This is a genomic window from Streptococcus sp. IMAU 99161, from assembly GCF_014435245.1.
GTDB classification, from domain to species: domain Bacteria; phylum Bacillota; class Bacilli; order Lactobacillales; family Streptococcaceae; genus Streptococcus; species Streptococcus lactarius.
Map to the genome: position 1 here is coordinate 45,564 of NZ_JAAPAW010000003.1, position 18,007 is coordinate 63,570.

Below are 18,007 nucleotides of genomic sequence, written 5' to 3' on the forward strand. Positions count from 1 at the left end.
TTGATTAGAAACCAAGCCAACCTTTAAAGGTATCCCAAGCGTTTTTCGCTTTTCCTGGAATATCCGCCTTGTCGATCGCTTTTTTAGCATCATCGACCATATTGGATGCCTTTTCTTTGACATCTTCAAAGAATCCTTTGTCTTCTTTGGTTTCTGTTTGCGCCTGCTCTTCTCCAGCTGGAGCAATTCCATTTTCTGCATAGGAGTTTTTAACAGAATCAAATCGGGTTCCATCGGTATAGGGGAGCACACTATTTGCGACATTGCGGAAGATCTCCGAAGCCGTCCCTGCACTACTATCGGTCAGATAGTGAGTTTCATCCGTTTTTGGGAAGCCAAGCCACTGACTAATGACCACATCTGGTGTGTAACCGATCACCCATTGGTCTCCAGAGAGGTCCTTGTTAAAGCTGGTCTCTGTCGTACCCGTTTTTCCTGCCATGGTATAACCGTAAGGTGCTGCATTGACCCCCGTACCATTACTAAAGGTTCCGAGCATCATATTGGTCATCTTGTCGTTGGTCGACCCACTAAGAACCCGTGTGGATTTCTGACTGTGGCTCTTGACCACCTGACCACTAGCATTTTCAATTTTGGTAATGAGGTGGGCATCATTCATGACACCGCCATTGGCAAAAGTCCCATAAGCCTGAGCCATCTGCATCGGATTGGTTGTCACACCAGATCCCAAGGCGACAGCAAGGTTTTTATCTACCTTGTCCATATTGAGGCCGAATTTTTTCCCGTACTCAAAAACTTTGTTCAGGCCTAAATCATTAGCCGTCGCAACAGCTGGGAGATTAAGGGATTCTGCCAAGGCTTGGTACATCGGTACGGTCGGGCTTGACTGGATTCCTGCATAGTTGTTGACATGATAGCTTCCGTATTGGGTGGTGCTATTGTCCAACTCTTTGTTGGTAGACCAACCTTCAGCAATAGCTGGGCTATAGACCACCAAGGGTTTGATGGTGGAGCCAGGGCTTCGGGCAGCCTGGGTCGCATAGTTATAGCTACGGAATCCCGGATTTTGATCGCTTCCGACACGCCCTACGAGAGCTCGCACCCCACCCGTCTTAGGATCGAGGGCGACACTACCGGACTCTGCGCGCGTGCCATCTTCTGCAACTGGGAAGAGGGCGGTATTGTCATAGATTACCTGCATGCTTGCTTGGTAATTCTGATCCAGCTCGGTATAGATTCGGTAGCCATTTTTGACAATGTCTTCTTCGGTCAATCCGTATTCATTGACCGCTTCATTGATTACTGCATCAAAGTAAGAAGGGTAGCGATAATCCTCTGATTTGCCTTGATAGGCATCGACTAGCTGGCCATGGATATCAACGGCTGCAGACTGATCGGCCGTTTTTTGGTCAATATAGCCAGCTGCCACCATGTTTTGAAGGACCGTATTGCGACGATTGGTCGCATTTTCTACTGAGTAGAGCGGGTTATAGATCTCCGGTCCCTTGAGCATGCCCGCTAGAACCGCAGACTGGTCCAGGCTCAATTGGCTCGCTGACACTCCAAAATATTTCTTGGAGGCATCCTCTACCCCCCAGACCCCATTTCCAAAGTAGGCATTGTTGAGGTACATGGTGAGGATTTCTTTTTTACTATATTTCTTATTGATTTCAAGGGCTAAGAAGAACTCCTTGGCCTTGCGCTCCACGGTCTGGTCCTGAGACAGATAGGCATTTTTAGCCAGCTGCTGGGTGATGGTCGACCCCCCACCTGAGCGACCCAGGGTCAAAATCGCTAAGAAGAAACGGCTGTAATTGATCCCACTATTTTTGTAAAAACTCCGGTCCTCTGTTGCGACAACTGCATGTTGCAGATTCTCACTAATGGCATCGAGTTCAACATAGGTTCCTTTTTGCCCGGTCAAACTTCCAGCCTGGTCGCCGTTTTTATCGTAGATAATAGTGGTCGCCTTCAGAGCATTTTGCAAATCCTTGACGTTGGTCGTCTTCGCAATATAGAAGAGGTAGGCCCCCGTCAAGAGACTAAATCCTAGACCAATGATCAGGAGAATCTTGGTTAAGTGGAAACGACGCCAAAAGCGACGGAAGGGATGCTGAGAGAGGGGCTTACTTCTGTGCTTGCCCGAGCGACTATAGGTCGGCTCTACTGTCTCTTCTGACAGTTCCGATTCGGGTACTACTTCTGCTACCGGTTTACGTGGCTGATCCTTTCTAAAAAAAGTGATCACATTTTCAAATAATTCTTTTATTCTTTTCATATCTGCTATTGTAACACCTTCTCCCTGTCCTAGCAAGAAAAGATCGCTTTTCCTCCCCTTCGCTTTAGTTTTCTTTAAGCTTAGATTTTGCTACAATAGGGGCATGAACTATCAATTTACTATTCCACAATCCTTTCCGCAATTAACCGTGAAAGAGCTACTCGAGGACTACTTTCTCATTCCCCGTAAGATCCGGTATTTTTTACGAACCAAGAAGCACGTCTTGGTGAATGGAGAAACCATCAACTGGCAGAGCCCCGTTCAAAAAGGTTACCAGATCCAGCTGATCTTTGACGCGGATGATTATCCTGAAAAGGAGATACCCGCAGGTGATCCGAGTCTGGTCGAAGAACTCTATCAGGATGAGCATGTCATCATCGTCAATAAACCTGAAGGAATGAAGACCCATGCCAATGAGCCGACAGAAATTGCTCTGCTCAACCATGTTTCCAGCTACGTTGGGGCCACCTGCTACGTCGTGCACCGACTAGACAAAGAAACCAGTGGGGCCATTTTATTTGCCAAAAATCCTTTTATCCTGCCCATTCTCAACCGAATTTTGGAAGAGAAACAAATCCAACGCGAGTACTGGGCCTTGATCCAAGGAAGCCTACCTCAAAAGACCATCATCTACAAGGATAAAATTGGACGCAATCGCCACGATCGGCGCAAGCGCCTGGTTGATCCACGAAAGGGTCAGTACGCAGAAACTCAAGTGACACAACTGAAAAAAATCGGACGAAACAGCCTCGTCAAATGCCAACTCAAGACAGGGCGTACTCATCAAATCCGGGTCCATCTCTCCCATCATGGGCACCCAATTGTCGGGGATCCTCTCTATAACCCTGAACGCGGAGAGCGACTCATGCTCCATGCCCACCGCTTGACCTTCACAAATCCACTGACCCTTGAAACCATCCAAGTCGAAGCCCCCTCCCAGAGTTTTGAAAAAGGGTTGAAAGCGTGAAAAAAGAAGCCACCGGGCTTCTTTTTTGTTATTGGTCTAGCTTTTCATTCCTCTATCAACATACCAGCTAGAAAATTTTTATTGAAATTATTTAAGCAAAAATACTGAAAAATGGTGAACCTAATTTAGTATCAATTGGGTCTGTGCTTTTAACTGAGAAGATATAATCAATAGAATACCATCCATTATTGTTCGCATTGAATGGATCTCTCACATACGTTTTACCATTATCATACCCATGAAGAACAATTTCATGAGTGTATGGAGCATTAATAAAAATACTTTCCTCAACAGCAGCGAGAACATGCTTTCCTGCAACTAAGGATGTTGCAATTGATTCTTTTCTGGTAATCATTTGACTATTAAGTCCCCAATTTCTGCTTGCTAAAACGATACCTTCCGCATCAGTTCCCGCAACCGAAATTTTATTAAAGGAATTAGTGTTGTAATATAAATAATCAGCAACTGAAGTCGGTAACACTTCCCTTCCGAGAATATCCGTGAATGTCATCGCTAAGGAAGTTGGAACACACCCTGATTGGTCCAAATTACTCACACCATACCATTTCCCAGCCCATCGAGGATCACGTTGCGAATAATAAGCCGTTTGCGGCTCAACTCGACGATTACGTGGAGAAAGTGCCGTTTGTCCAAGGTTAAATCCTTCTACTGTATTATCTGTATAATCTACATAAACATGAGTTGTGTAATTTCCAGCAATATTTTTGTGATTGACTGCGGAAACATTGACCTCAGTATGTGTGCTAGTCGGTATAGCATCGTACCAGTAGAGATTTTCTTGATGTGTTTGAGACCAAACAGCAACACTGATTTTCTTAATCTGACGGCCTTGAGGAGCTTGATCAACCACTACTGTATAAGTACCGTTATTCGAATTCACGTCCTTGATGTAGGCCTGTGTTTTTGTCTTAGCATTACGGAATTCAACGTCTGTAGTTGTCCCACCAACACCGATTCGTGTGCCATCATTCTGAATGTAGTATAGGTGAACAAAGTACTTCCCAGTGGAATTTTTATGGTCACTAGCCTTCACAGATACCTTGTAGTCTCCATTGGCTTGGCGAGTAGCTTCGTACCAACGGATATCATCTTGACCATCATTATCAGACCAAGTTGGAACTTGAACAATCTGCACGCCTTTAGGGCTGTAGACATCTTTAATAATGACGTCAAAGGTGCCCGTATCTTTGTTGTTGTTCACTATTGAAATCGTACCAATTGGTTTGTTATGCTTAACATTCACCACCGTTTCAGTGATATAATGGTGTTGATTTGTATTATCTACGATATAGAGGTCAACACGATAATTGCCAAGCGAATTCTTATGTTCATCGGACTTGATGGTAACACGATAGCTACCGTCTGATTGTCGAGTCGCTTTGTGCCAAATAAGATCATCTTGGCCATTCACAAGACTCCATGACGGAACTAATACCTCTTTAACACCATTTGGAGCAGAAATATTACGAACAACCGCATCAAAAGTTCCCAATTCAGCATTATTATTTTCAATAATAAGACTTGCAGTCGGACGAGTTTGGGTAACTTCTACGACTTTTTCGGTTAGGTAAAAAGGAGTATTAGAATTATCTACAAGATAAGCATCAGCACGATATTTTCCTGTAGAGTTCTTATGATCTGTTGCCTTAATCGTCACCCGGTAAGAACCATCGGCTTGACGAGTAGCCTTATGCCAGATGAGGTCGTCCTGACCACCAGCAAGACTCCATGATGGAACTAAGATGTCTTTAACGCCATTTGGCGCAACGATGTCACGAACAACTGCATCAAATGTCCCTGCTACAGTATCGTTGTTTTCAATTGAAAGGACACCTCTTGGCCGTGTGTAATCAACAGCTACTACTTTTTCAGCAATATAGTGACGATTATTTGAGTTATCTACAACATAAGCATCTGCTCGGTAGTTCCCTTTATTCCCTTTATGTTCGGTTGCCTTAATGGTGACACGATAGCTACCATCACTTTGCTTAGTCGCTTTATGCCAGATGAGGTCATCTTGACCATTCTCTAAACTCCATGACGGAACCAATACCTCTTTCACACCATTTGGAGCGACAATGTTTCGAATAACCGCATCAAATGTCCCTGCTACAGTATTGTTATTCTCAATTGAAAAGGCACCACTTGGTCGTGCATAATCAACAGCTACTACTTTTTCAGCAATATAGTGACGATTATTCGAATTATCTACAATGTAAGCATCTGCTCGGTAATTTCCTTTATTCCCTTTATGCTCACTCGACTTGATAGTGACACGATAGCTACCATCACTTTGCTTAGTTGCCTTATGCCAGATGAGGTCATCTTGACCATTTTCAAGACTCCATGACGGAACCAAAACTTCCTTAACACCCAAAGGTGAAGTGATATTAGTAATGACGGCGTCAAATGTCCCATTTCGAGTATTGTTATTCTCAATTGCAAAATTTGCTTTTGGTCTTAACTGCTCAGGGGCCTTGCCAATGAAGACCTGAGTCGTTGTTCCGCCAACACCTGTCAATTGCCCATCGTTTTGAACATAGTAAAGGTGAACATTATAAAGGCCTGTTGAATTTTTATGAGCTGAAGCCTTAACGTTTACTGTATAAGTTCCATTATTTTGACGGTCAGCAGTATACCAGATAATGTCATCTTGGCCATTAATTTCTGACCAAATTGGTACCGAAACGGTTTGAACTCCGTTAGGGGCTTTAACATTTGAAATTACAACATCAAATCGACCTGCCATGGTATCATTATTGACAATGTTGATCGTTCCACTTAAGTTTCCTACTGTTGGATCAGCTGCTGGTTTTGCATTTGCTGTAAAACGTCCTGTATAGTCTACACTATGGTCAAAGAGATGTTTCCCTGGAAGCAATTCTGCTTGAGAAGAGAATTGCCAAGCCCCTGCTTTGCCGTTGTAACGCAAACTCTTAGCATCTTCAACAGATAATTTCGGAGCAGGATATTGGGCTACCCAGAAATTTTGAAGACCAAATTGAGCGGTGTTGACAGGACCTTTCTTGCGAAGATTGTTTTCATCCAACCAGCTAGCACTAGTGTAAAACATCAAATTGGTGTAGCCATTTTTACGCATTTCATCCACCCAAGCTTGGGTGTTACGGTTAATGTTTGGCTGCATATTGCTATCCTCAATGTCATTGACCATGAGGGTATTCTTAGGCAAACTCAAACGTTGTGCAGCTGCAATATAGAACCGTGCTTCTGCCCGCGCTGATTCTTCAGAAGTATAACGTGAAAAGTGATAAGTTGATACTTGAAGCCCTGCTGCTTGTGCATTACGAATTTGGTTCTCCGCATTTGGGTTATTGTACCATGTATCTTCTGTCAGTTTCACAACGACACCACCGACACCTTTATTAGCTAGGGTACGGTAGTCTCCAATACTAATGTCTCCATTGTGGCTACTCACATCAACGAATGATTTTGGCTGCACCGCCACATCTGTTGAACGACCCGCTGGAGCGTTCGCACCTGTGTTATAAAACGTAGTGGTACCCGTCGACTGAACAGAATTTCCTTCAGTCTTATCGGTAATCGTTGCAACTGCATCTTTCTCTTTGGTCGATACCAGACTTTCTGATGGAGACTCACTAACAACAGGCTCTGTTGACTGCTCGGTTACATTTGCCGGTGCAGTGTAGCTAGTTGTTGAATGCGATAGTTGCGTATCGGTCGTTGCCGCTACTGTGGTCTTTTCAGTTTGAGTTTGGTTGCCTTCTGTTTTGACTGAATCATTTGCAACCAACTCATCTGCTTTCGCCACTTGAGCAGACACGGCCATCAAAACGGCCGCACTCGCATAAAAAATCAAATCTTTCTTTTTCATTTAACTTCCCTTTATACAAATTTTATACGGTTATCATTTTACCACACAGCTTCAACGATTAAAAGCTTTATGGTACAAATTTTTAAAATTAGTGATAATTTTTGGAATTCAAAAAAAGAAGTCCTTTTGAACTTCTTTTTACCTTATTTCAAATGTCTTAATGCTATCTTTAGGTAGTGCCCGTCACGAATCTCTTGACCAACACGCTTGGCATTGTTCACCAAGTCTTGGTAATCGTCATCTGAAAGATTATCGATTGCCTCCTTCAAGTCATGAAGAGACTCTACTGCAATCCCGCAACCCTGCTCAAGAACAAAATGAGACAAGGCTGACTGTTTCCAGACTACAAGCGGGAAACCTGAGGCTAAGTATAGTGACGCCTTGTGAGAGTTGTTATAACGAAGATACTCGCCAAATATACCGCTACATGTCTCAGCGCTATCACCATCCCAAACAAGCCCAAAACCACCCTCAAGAGCTGCTGGTAGCTCGTCAGGAAGGAAAGAACCAAAGTAGGTCTCGTTTTCAAGTGCTCTACTCTCGTCAAAACCTACACCATATAGGTTATAAGCAGGTTCTTCAGGAAGTGAGTAAAGATAGCCAGCTTTTTCTTGTTCCAAGTTACCAGCCACAATAATTGGCTGATTTTTTGACAGTCCGTTCTTTTCTTGGAAATTGGGAATCAAATAATCAAAAATACCAAGACTGACAATCTTTTCTTCCGCAATCCCTTTATCCACCAAGACTGACTTCATAATTGGATTATGGGCAATAATGCCAGTTACACTATGAAATGTATCACTTTCCGTTAATTTCATCCGTAATTTCATTCTAAATGGTAGAGTCCTGTCATTTACAAAACGCAAGGTTTCTAAATCGTGAATCAGAAGATAGGTGTTAACACCTCTATTTTTAAGAGATTTTAGTAGACTGTTAATAAATAAAGAATGATGTAACAAGGGAAATTGTATCACAATATCATCATTTTTCTTTAAGCGTTTGAAGGCTCTCAAAAGTGCTCTATATTTGTGAATCTGAGCATTAAGAACATTCATTTTATACCAGTCATCTACCCTAACTTTTAAGGGGGCATAACCTAGTCTATTAAAGATCACTTCAACATCATTACGTGCCTTATTCCCGGCATTTTTCACATTATGATCGTGTAAAAATTCTTCTTTTAAATAGTATTTCATCTCTTATTTCTCATTTTTCAAAAGCTGATTTTTTAGGATAGCGTTCTTGTATGATTTCTTTAAAATGAATGAGATTTTCTTCCTTAAAGTCACTATCATCATTCACACAAAGCAGTTTTTTATGTTTATCTTCAAAGATTTTATCAAGTTTATCCACTTGATTTAAACCAATTGTCTCTCCAAAATTCTTTGACATCGGATAAAACTGGTTACTTTCAATTTGCCAGAGAGAACAGATGTATTGATTGACATCTACCCCATAATTTCTAATCTTATTTCTGGAGGTTCTATCCAAAATTTCTCCCTCAATTTCCCATAAATGTGCCAAGGTACTCTTTTTCATCGGAACAGGTAAATGCTGGTTCACGTATCCCGTCGGCCCCCAAGGCAAGAGTAACAAGTTTTTCAAAATCAAAGATCCATAACGGTAATTAAAGAATTTCCAAGGTGAAGATTTTAAAGCCTTCTTATTAGGAAAATGGCGATAAATCAACTCAACATTATTGTGATAAGTATTTGTAAATGGTGACCAAGGAACCAAAGCATCGTATACTGCTAAAAGTTTCGGTTGCCCATTTTTATAAAAATCCGAAGGCTGACTGTCTCTGATTAAGTACATATCATCATTGAAATAAAGAAAGTTTTCCGACAAGCCTTCAATCCGATGGAGATTCAGCTCAATAGCCGCTGAATTATAAGTAGGTAGATACTCTTTAGGGATAAATTCCTTATGAGTGACCAACTTGAGTTGTGGATGCTCCAAGTTCAACCATTCCGGTTTTTGCCCATTTGTGACTAAATAAATATGATTTACCCAAGGAGCATGCCTTTCAATCATTCGAAACCAATAATTAAAAATACCGTAATCACGATAACGTTGCTCACCATCGATTTCCTGGTCTATTTCTGCCATTTGACCTGTCACGGCTTGTTTCTCACGGACAAACTCCGGGTCACTTCCGTCAACCCAAAGAACCACGATATCAATTTTTTCTTCTGTCATTTACTAAATTCTTTCTCAACGACTTCTAAGGCACGTTCGATCACCACGTGCATATCGTAGTATTTATAGTCTGCTAGGCGCCCACAGAAGATAACCTTGTCATTTTTAGTGGCTTCTTCTTGGTACTTAGCAAACATCGCATTATTCTTTTCATCATTGATTGGATAGTAGGGCTCATCGCCTCGTTTCCAATCAGCTGGGTATTCACGGGTAATCACCGTCTTCGGTTGAGTCCCATACTCGAAGTGCTTGTGCTCAATGATCCGAGTATAAGGAATTTCACGCTCCGTATAGTTGACCACAGCATTACCTTGATGATTTTCCTCATCCAAGACTTCGTGTTCAAAACGCAAACTGCGATACTCCAACTCTCCGTGTTTATAGTCAAAGTACTGGTCAATCATCCCTGTGAAGACCACTTTTTCAGCAGAGCTTTCCAGTTCTTCACGATTGGCGAAGAAATCAACCCCAAGCTCCACTTCTACATCGCCAAGCATATTTTCAATGATGACATTGTAACCACCAATTGGAATCCCTTGGTAACGGTCATTAAAGTAGTTATTATCAAAGGTCAAACGAACTGGGAGGCGCTTAATGATGAAAGGAGGCAGGTCTGTTGCAGAACGTCCCCATTGCTTCTCCGTATAGCCCTTGATCAACTTTTCGTAGATATCTGGACCAATCAGCTTGATCGCCTGTTCTTCAAGGTTCTTGGGCTCAATATCTTTCATATCAGCCGTTTGTTCCGCAATCTTGTCCTTGACTTCTTGAGGAGTCTTTGTTCCCCACATGGCGTAGAAGGTATTCATGTTGAAGGGAAGATTGTAGAGGCTACCCTTGTAGTTCGCCACCGGTGAGTTAATATAGTTATTGAATTCTGCAAATTGATTGACATAGTCCCAGACTTTTTTGTTGGACGTATGGAAAATGTGAGCACCGTATTTATGAACATTGATGCCTTCAATATTTTCACAGTAGATATTTCCACCGATGTGATCACGCTTGTCAATCACTTTTACCTTTTTGCCACGTTTTGTAGCTTCATGTGCGAATATAGCGCCAGATAATCCAGCACCAACAATAAGATAATCGTACATAGTTTACTCCTTAGTTTTTCATTAACTGTTCCTTCAAGTCTCTCACATCAAGGACACGTAAAACAACAATCAAAATTAAATAAATGATGGCTCCAACAAAACCATCTACTGCTACGTTTAGCATAGGTTTAAATTGAACAAAGGTTCTGAAGACAAAAAGTCCAAGATACATCACAACTGATGCAATGATAATTTTAGACATGGCAGGAAGAATCGAAACATCTTTAATAAATTTTCTTGCAAAATTAAGCTGAATCACCCATACCAAAGCTTCTGTAAGAACGGAAACAATGGAAGCCCCAATGAAACCAAATGGTGGAATCAATAAAAGGTTAAGTCCCACACTAACAAATGCTGGAATCGTTGTAGAAAGCATGAATTCACGGTGCTTATTATGCGGAATTAAAATCTGAATTCCCATGATATTTGTCCAACCAATAAAGAACATCCTAAAGACCATGATAGCAATGGCAATATTAGCTGCTTGGAAGTCCTTTCCTAGGAAAAAACTAACAAAGTCTTTATTGACAACCAAGAGACCAGCAATAATTGGGAAAATGACGAGATTATAAATCAAGAAAGAGAATTCATGCATCTTGTTAACAGCCTTATAGTCTCCACTAGACAAAAGACCAGATACCCTTGGAAGCATTACACTTCCCAATGAAGTCACCAACGTCAATAAAATATTAATAATTTTCAAAGCCTGATCATAAATCCCTACATCATTTGTCGATGACAAGGCCCCCAACATAGTACGGTCCAAAGTCACATAAAGTGAAATAGCAATCTGAGGCAAGAACAGTAAAATAACTGGCTTAAGATGCTTCTTAGCAAAAGACAAATCAAATTGAGGCTCACCAATATATGGCCTTGCTGGGAGCCACATGCTTAATTGTCCTAGTAATTCAAAAAAGGTTAGTAGAAACACATAGAGGTATAAATCACCGGAAGTTTTTACAAATAAGAAAATGGAAATAACTCCTAAGAGTTTAACCGTTGTGTTTCTTGCCGTAATACGACGAAAATCCTCCAAACCTTGGAACAACCAAGAAATATCCATTCCTTTAGATACTAAACTAAGCCCAAGGATATAAGCCACCATGTTTTGCATTGCTGGCAAAAATAAACACAAGAGCGCATACAAAAAAAGTGACAAAAAAGTGGCAATCAATTGGAGGGTATAAATACCCCAGAAATTTTTCCGAATATCCTTACGATTACTAGAAATTTCCTTGGTCCCGTAGTTAGCAACTCCTAAGGTCGCTAAGAGAATAAAGTAGGTCACAATAGAGTTAAAGTAACCATAGGTACCTAAATCTTTAGAACTAAAAATCCTAGTTACATAAGGTGTCGTAATAATTGGTAACACAATGACCAATAATTGGTAGGAAAGATTATAGGCGTAATTTTTTAAAACTTTCATGTTCATTCAACTCTATCTATCATTTTATTTTGAACTGGTAAAAGGTTGGCAAAAAGTGTGAATATAAAAATATTATATCCTGGTCTTACCCAAAATGCTTCAATCATACAGTTTATTGTAATAAGTGATAATAGAGCTAGAAATAAAAACATTCCTTGTTTATAAAGTCTCTTCGATGCAAGTACATATATCAATACCAGTAATACGACAGGAACAACTCCGTAGTAAAATAACATTTGAATATAAGAGGAATCTACATAGTTATAACTGTATACTGATTCTGTTGTGCCACCATATCCTATAAACTTAACCCCGGTTGCTCCAAACAAATGTAATCCATAGGTCTCTATTGCATTTTTCCCTAAAAATAACCTCATACTGAATAAGTTGTTCAAACTCACAAATAATGAAGAAGACCAGGTAAAGAAATACGATAAGTAAAACATTAAGAAAGAAAATATAGCTGCAAAATAAGGTAGGATCCCATAAATTTTAAATTTTCTTTCTTTAGTAACATACATGACAATAAAAATGACAGTTGCTACAAGTACAGAAAGGGCATTTAACCGAGCATCACAAAATTTGATGATAAAAAATGCTAAACTAATACCTACTAAGGTTCGTAGTATGATGAACCTTTTCCGTAGTACATATCCCCAAGCAATAAATAAATAAAAACAGTGGGACGCAAAGTCAGTTGGATAAATGAAACCAAAGGAATTTCTAATCACAAAGCCAGACGAACGGACCTGAGCAAATTGTAAATTAGGAATAACTCCTAGAATTGAAAGTAAGAAAACTCCCAACACTATCGTTCCTGACACAATAACGTATGTTTTTAAGATAACATCAATATCTGCATCATATAATAACAAAATCAATAATGAATAAAGTAGGAAATTAGTCCCGCCCGTATGCATAAATACGATAGAGCTTGTTACTAGTAATAAAATAGCAGTTAAGATATAAAAGAAGGTGAATTTTTTTATATATAAAAATCTAAAACATAATAATAATGAAAAACAGATTAATAAAACAACCGGAAGATTTGGTATCGTTCTGTTTAACATTGTTGTCATAAGAGTATCGTACCCAACAATGAGGGTCAACACTAGAATAACCATAAGGTTCTCAAATTTAATTTTTAACATAATACCCTTTTACTGTTTATAAGAATAGCTAATTTATTTAAAAGCAATTTTACGTAAAATTGGATTCATTTTCATTTTTTCAATAAAAATGACTGTCCGAAATTTTTTTTTGGTGAGAAGATCAATACTCAATCTTCTAAGAAAAGAAGAAATATTTCGCTGTCTTAATAACATATTATAAGGACCAATGATTTGATCTCCATTCCCTGAAAAAATATTGTCAAAAGCTTTATTTGAAATAATGGACTGTAATAATTCTATTTTTTCTTGTCTTTTCAACTTTAAATTAGAGATTTGAAAAACTGAACTTATGATAATTTTGGTCTTAATATCCTGCATTAATGTAGCATCTTCTAATTGGAACTGTTCAAGCAATTTATGTAATTCTTGAAGTTCATCTAATTGAATTTCAATTCTTCTAGGATGAAAACTCGTCAGTGCAGATCCACTTCTACCCGCAATATAATTATAAAGAGTCGAATCAATAAAAAGAATGTTATCTAATTGTTGATAAACTTGGAAATTAAATAAAGTATCTTCCCCTATTGGTTTACTAGGAAATTTAATATTATTTTTTAGAATAAATTCTTTGTTATAAATTCTCGACCAAACATTATACATCATATCAGTTTTAAAAAGCTCTATGAAGTCATTCCTAAACTCTTCCTTTTTAAGAAGTCCCAGGTGCTGATAAGAATGAGAACGACAAGACAAAATAGTGTTATTGGTTTCTTTAATTTCATTGTAACCAAAACAAAGAACATCCCATTCTCCATTAAGATTAGGACATATCTTCTCAAAGAAATCATCTGATAAGAAATCATCTGAGTCCATAAAGTACAAATATTCCCCCCTCGAGAGAGAAATCCCTAAATTTCTAGCTTCCGAAACTCCGTTATTCTCAATATGTCTAACAAAAATGTTTGAATAATTATCTTGATACTCATCACAAATCGCACCACTTCGGTCGGTTGAATCATCATCAATTAATAGAATCTCATACTTAATTGGTGACGATTGCATAAGTATAGAATCTAAGGCTCTTTTTAAATAACCTTCGACATTAAATACTGGAACAATAATGCTCAAATCTATATTATCCATTAACTCTTCATCCTTAATTTATGACGAATAAACTCTAGTGTCCATTTTTCTTTTTTAAATTTCTTTAACATTGTTGATTTAACATATTCCCAATAGAATTTATTTCTTGTCACCTCTACTAGCTCTTGCTTAGAAATTTTCTCTCCAATAACTAATTGATTTGGTATAACATAAAATGAATCGACTAGTTTAAAGTCAGGGCATTTAATCATTCTCTTTTGGAAATGTGCGTATAGAGGACGCTTAACCACTATATCACTATCGATTAAATTTATCGATTCCAAACCATTTTCCTCTGACCAAAAATAATAGCGTTTCGGTTCATTTTCGCCATATTCCCGAAATAAGAAATGACTAATATCAATATCATCAAAAAACTTATCTTGCAGTTGTTTGAAATGACATTTTTCAAAAAGCTTTTGGATACCTTCTGCCTCATCAAAAATAAAATTTTGTTCACTAGTATAGACATTGTGATAATCTAATCTATAATATAAACCTTGCCCAGACATAAAAACACGATTAACTTCTCTTGAATTCTTAAAAATTTGAAGATGACCTAAAAGACCATATCTAGCATAGTCATTTTCAAAAAAGCTATGCTCTTCAAGAAATTGATAAATATCACCTAGTAAGACATCTGTGTCACAAAAACCCCAGTAATCATAACCCTTTAATTCTTCTTCAAAGATAAGCCCATAAGCAACTTTATAGTCACATAATTTATACGGTGTTTTAAGAGAGATTTTAAAATCAAACTTAGACTGAACTTTCTCTCTTAACTCATCAAAAGAAAGAGTTACAAATTCTATATTTTTAGCATTTAAAATGTCAAATTGGTCAACCTTTTGATCCGTATAAATTAAGAAATCAATCTTTTGATTACGTTTGGCGGTCAACAAAAAATAAGGGAAAAATTTTGGAAGTCTTCCGAAATATGGAATAATAAGTCTTATTCTTTTCATTTAGTTAGATCCTCTCCACCCTTATTCAACCAAGTTACTGCATTGAAATAGCGATGGTACGTTTTCAAATCGATGCCAACGTATCCTTGCTTTTCAGCTGACTTAAAATGTACCAAGGAAGGTAAGTCACTATAATTCTTCGAAGAGAAGATCACCTTACTCTTGTATGGAAGTTCTTCAAATTCTTTCATGAGCTCATAAGTACAAGCATCATTATCATTGAATTTGAAATATAGATTATCCCAGTGAATGCGTGCCAAACGACGTTGCCATTTCTGAGTTGCTTCTTTTTCATCTGCATAATGCAAAAAATGAAGTTCAATATCATCAAGAAGGGCAAGTGGATAGGCATTATCAAAATCCTCGATATATTTTGATTCCTTAACAAATTTTAAGGGGATATCTCCACTCAAATAATATTTTAAATTCTTGAGCATTTTGATGTAATCAGGTGAAAAGACAAACAGTCCAACAAAGGGTGTTTGATAAGGTAATCCCAACTCCTGATAGACTTTCCCAGCCCAACAATTATCACAAATAATCGTGAAATTCTTATTCTTGAGTCTTCGTCTAGGAATAAAGTTAATAATTGGATAGATAAACGGTTTTAATTTGTTCTTAATTGTTTCAGTATTCATCTTAGTATTTCTTATACAACTCCGAGAAATTCCCAATATAACTTTGTAATGAAAAGAGTTCTTTTTGGCGTTTGACAGAGGCCATGCCATATTGTTCTCGCTTCTCGGTATTATCCGCTAATTCTTGAATAGCTTTTGACAATTCCACAGGCTGATTTGGAGTAGCGAGAAGGCCATTTTCACCTTCCTGCACCATTTCACAGACACCGCCATGACGGTAACCCACTACAGGCTTGCCACAAGCCATGGCTTCTAGGACGACTGTCGGCAGTGGGTCTGGGTTGGTACTCGGCAAGACAAAGATATCAAACATATTATAAAGTTCTGTCGTCTTGCTATAATAGTCAATTCGCTTGATTTGGCTAGCTGATGGAGAGTCTGAAATAGCTTTTTCCAACTCATCCACGCGCCACTCTTCCCCCTCAAAAGCACTACCTGCTAGAAAGGCTACTGCTTTTGGATTGGCTTTTAAGATTGGCGTCACAGCTTCTAAAAAGTCTCCTTGCCCCTTCCAAGCATTCACTCGACCAACCATACCGATCACCAAGGCATCCTGATCAATTCCAAACTGCTCACGGACCGAGCTAGCATCCATCTCATGATAGACAGCATTGTCGACCCCATTATAAATCACTTGAACTTGTTCATTTTTTACAAAGCGAGACTGTTTGACGTGGTTGGCTACAGCATTTGAAACTGTCACAATCTTATCCGCATAGCGCCCCATCCAAAAGTTGATAAAATCTGAAATGGCTTTTGGTTTGACAATAATTTCGTGCACATGCCAAATCAAAGGAAGTTTCAACTTCCGCTTGAGATAAATGCCTTCAAGCACCGCCGTAGTATTGTTGTGAATGAGGGTAATCCCGTTCTCTTTGGCATAGTTGGAAATTTGTTTAGAATATCGGTTATAAGAACCAAAATACTCCAGAATTCCCTTGGGATTAAAATATTTCCGGCGCAAGATTGGGTAGTCGATGACTTTCACTTTGGCACCGACATTTTCTAAAGCAGCCACTAAGACACCATCATTAGGTAAGATAACGTGTGCCTCAAAAGCATCTTGATCCAATCCTTTAATCAGCTCCAACAACACCTTGTCAGCGCCATACATTTCGGCACCCGCATGGAGATATAAAATTTTCTGCATGATTAACCTTTAAATACTTTCTCGTAGTCTGTAACAATCTTTTCCCATGTGAAAGATTGGGCAATCCGTTGACTAGATTTTTGATTGAGAGTTTCAATCGCTTGATCATCCAATTGTTCAGCCTGATCAATGACATGTGCCAATTGGTCTTTCTGCCAATAAAGAGCGCCATCTTCACCGACTTCACGGTTAAAGCCAACATCCAACAAAAGATTGAGCTTAGTAGACTCGAGCGCCTCAAGAAGGGATGGATTGGTCCCTCCGACTTCATGACCATGGAAATAGGCAAAGGCATGTTCACGAATGTATTTGAGCAATTCTTGGTCGTACACCGTTCCAACAAACTTCACACGAGGATCCTTGTCAAAGCCAGTATCTTTAAGTAACTGTTCATAGAACTTGTTTTGCTCTACATTAGTAATCAGGACAAAATCTTTTTTGGAATTGGACTGGATAAAGCCACGAATCATGGCCTCATAGTTATTTTCAGGTACAAAACGTCCCACGACAAGATAGTAATCTCCTTCGGAGACTTGCTTGTCCGCATACCAGGTCCGTACCTTCTCGTCTTCTTTACTCAGGAGAGACTTGCTTGTATCGGTTCCATAAGCAATATAGATCGTCTGTGGCTGATACTTAGCGCAATCCTTCTGAATATAAGCCTCGATATTCTTGCTATCACAGATTAATAGGTCGGCGTGTTTAACCATGAGTTGCTCAGAAAATTTCCAGTACTTACGGACCGGAAGACTCCACTTGGCGCGAAGCCACTCATGACCATCTGGATTGACCATGAGAGTGCCACCGATGGCTTTGATTTTCTTTTTAATTTTTGAGATAAAAGGACCAATCCGGCAAGCCAAGACATAAAAGATCGGAGCTTGATCTTTATTTTCTTTAGCCATTTCAATAGCCTTATTGAGAGCTGCGATATCATACGCAATGGCACGCGCAGGACCGATATTGGGGACATCAATGTTGTAACAGATTGCGCCGTTATGCTCGAAAGTATCTGCAGTAATTCCTGATTTTGCTGAATTCTCCCGCATACAAGCTACATAATACTGGATATTTTTATCTTGTTGGAATTCTGTCAACTTCTCAACAAAGGTCTCAAAACCACCATATTTTGCTGGAATACCTTTGGATCCAACGATGTAAATTGATCGTTTCATTTTTCTCCTAACATGGAAAGGA

13 protein-coding genes are annotated in these 18,007 nt (G+C 39.1%); 1 reads left to right on the forward strand and 12 read right to left on the reverse strand.

The window, feature by feature from the left end; genetic code table 11:
- Positions 1–4: 4 nt before the first annotated feature.
- Positions 5–2,239, reverse strand: coding sequence for a penicillin-binding protein PBP2A (gene pbp2a, locus HA044_RS00820; RefSeq protein ID WP_187538364.1), 2,235 nt, complete (start codon positions 2,237–2,239; stop codon positions 5–7).
- Between the two features lie 103 nt (positions 2,240–2,342).
- On the opposite strand from pbp2a, the gene HA044_RS00825 reads away from it, so the two are divergent.
- Positions 2,343–3,206 carry an RluA family pseudouridine synthase gene (locus tag HA044_RS00825; protein ID WP_187538366.1) on the forward strand — a complete coding sequence of 288 codons (864 nt, stop codon included), beginning with the start codon at positions 2,343–2,345 and terminating at the stop codon, positions 3,204–3,206.
- Between the two features lie 91 nt (positions 3,207–3,297).
- Here the strand turns inward: HA044_RS00825 and HA044_RS00830 are convergent, their stop codons facing one another.
- The 11 genes from HA044_RS00830 to cps2T all read right to left on the reverse strand — a co-directional run bounded on the left by HA044_RS00830 (position 3,298) and on the right by cps2T (position 17,985).
- On the reverse strand, positions 3,298–7,080 hold the full coding sequence (locus HA044_RS00830; RefSeq protein ID WP_187538368.1) for a GBS Bsp-like repeat-containing protein: 3,783 nt from the start codon (positions 7,078–7,080) through the stop codon (positions 3,298–3,300).
- A gap of 143 nt (positions 7,081–7,223) precedes the next feature.
- Positions 7,224–8,276: a sugar transferase gene (locus HA044_RS00835; protein WP_187538370.1), complete on the reverse strand. Its 1,053-nt coding sequence runs from the start codon at positions 8,274–8,276 to the stop codon at positions 7,224–7,226.
- 10 nt (positions 8,277–8,286) lie between these two features.
- Positions 8,287–9,279 carry a stealth family protein gene (locus HA044_RS00840; protein ID WP_187538372.1) on the reverse strand — a complete coding sequence of 331 codons (993 nt, stop codon included), beginning with the start codon at positions 9,277–9,279 and terminating at the stop codon, positions 8,287–8,289.
- Positions 9,276–10,376, reverse strand: a complete 1,101-nt coding sequence (glf, locus tag HA044_RS00845; protein ID WP_187538374.1) for a UDP-galactopyranose mutase — start codon at positions 10,374–10,376, stop codon at positions 9,276–9,278. The genes HA044_RS00840 and glf overlap by 4 nt, the downstream gene beginning before the upstream one ends.
- Before the next feature lie 10 nt (positions 10,377–10,386).
- The gene (locus HA044_RS00850; protein WP_187538377.1) at positions 10,387–11,802 is read right to left on the reverse strand and encodes a flippase; all 1,416 of its coding nucleotides are present in this window, start codon (positions 11,800–11,802) and stop codon (positions 10,387–10,389) included.
- A gap of 2 nt (positions 11,803–11,804) precedes the next feature.
- Entirely contained in the window at positions 11,805–12,953 is a 1,149-nt protein-coding gene (locus HA044_RS00855; protein ID WP_187538379.1) for a polysaccharide polymerase, read from the reverse strand.
- Positions 12,954–12,986: 33 nt separating this feature from the next.
- On the reverse strand, positions 12,987–14,057 hold the full coding sequence (locus HA044_RS00860; protein WP_187538381.1) for a glycosyltransferase family 2 protein: 1,071 nt from the start codon (positions 14,055–14,057) through the stop codon (positions 12,987–12,989).
- Positions 14,057–15,022: a DUF6625 family protein gene (locus tag HA044_RS00865; protein ID WP_187538383.1), complete on the reverse strand. Its 966-nt coding sequence runs from the start codon at positions 15,020–15,022 to the stop codon at positions 14,057–14,059. The genes HA044_RS00860 and HA044_RS00865 overlap by 1 nt, the downstream gene beginning before the upstream one ends.
- Positions 15,019–15,660 carry a DUF1919 domain-containing protein gene (locus HA044_RS00870; protein ID WP_187538384.1) on the reverse strand — a complete coding sequence of 214 codons (642 nt, stop codon included), beginning with the start codon at positions 15,658–15,660 and terminating at the stop codon, positions 15,019–15,021. Before HA044_RS00870 ends, HA044_RS00865 begins: the two co-directional genes overlap by 4 nt.
- Position 15,661: 1 nt before the next feature.
- Complete coding sequence (locus HA044_RS00875) at positions 15,662–16,810, reverse strand: glycosyltransferase family 4 protein (protein WP_187538386.1); 1,149 nt, start codon at positions 16,808–16,810, stop codon at positions 15,662–15,664.
- A gap of 2 nt (positions 16,811–16,812) precedes the next feature.
- A complete protein-coding gene (gene cps2T, locus HA044_RS00880; protein ID WP_187538388.1) occupies positions 16,813–17,985 on the reverse strand; it encodes a beta 1-4 rhamnosyltransferase Cps2T in 1,173 nt (390 codons plus the stop codon).
- Positions 17,986–18,007 lie beyond the last annotated feature (22 nt).

Coding starts and splice junctions, on each gene's coding strand:
- pbp2a (WP_187538364.1), bottom strand. CDS start 2,239: ATGAAAAGAATAAAAGAATTATTTGAAAATGTGATCACTTTTTTTAGA.
- HA044_RS00825 (WP_187538366.1), top strand. CDS start 2,343: ATGAACTATCAATTTACTATTCCACAATCCTTTCCGCAATTAACCGTG.
- HA044_RS00830 (WP_187538368.1), bottom strand. CDS start 7,080: ATGAAAAAGAAAGATTTGATTTTTTATGCGAGTGCGGCCGTTTTGATG.
- HA044_RS00835 (WP_187538370.1), bottom strand. CDS start 8,276: ATGAAATACTATTTAAAAGAAGAATTTTTACACGATCATAATGTGAAA.
- HA044_RS00840 (WP_187538372.1), bottom strand. CDS start 9,279: ATGACAGAAGAAAAAATTGATATCGTGGTTCTTTGGGTTGACGGAAGT.
- glf (WP_187538374.1), bottom strand. CDS start 10,376: ATGTACGATTATCTTATTGTTGGTGCTGGATTATCTGGCGCTATATTC.
- HA044_RS00850 (WP_187538377.1), bottom strand. CDS start 11,802: ATGAAAGTTTTAAAAAATTACGCCTATAATCTTTCCTACCAATTATTG.
- HA044_RS00855 (WP_187538379.1), bottom strand. CDS start 12,953: ATGTTAAAAATTAAATTTGAGAACCTTATGGTTATTCTAGTGTTGACC.
- HA044_RS00860 (WP_187538381.1), bottom strand. CDS start 14,057: ATGGATAATATAGATTTGAGCATTATTGTTCCAGTATTTAATGTCGAA.
- HA044_RS00865 (WP_187538383.1), bottom strand. CDS start 15,022: ATGAAAAGAATAAGACTTATTATTCCATATTTCGGAAGACTTCCAAAA.
- HA044_RS00870 (WP_187538384.1), bottom strand. CDS start 15,660: ATGAATACTGAAACAATTAAGAACAAATTAAAACCGTTTATCTATCCA.
- HA044_RS00875 (WP_187538386.1), bottom strand. CDS start 16,810: ATGCAGAAAATTTTATATCTCCATGCGGGTGCCGAAATGTATGGCGCT.
- cps2T (WP_187538388.1), bottom strand. CDS start 17,985: ATGAAACGATCAATTTACATCGTTGGATCCAAAGGTATTCCAGCAAAA.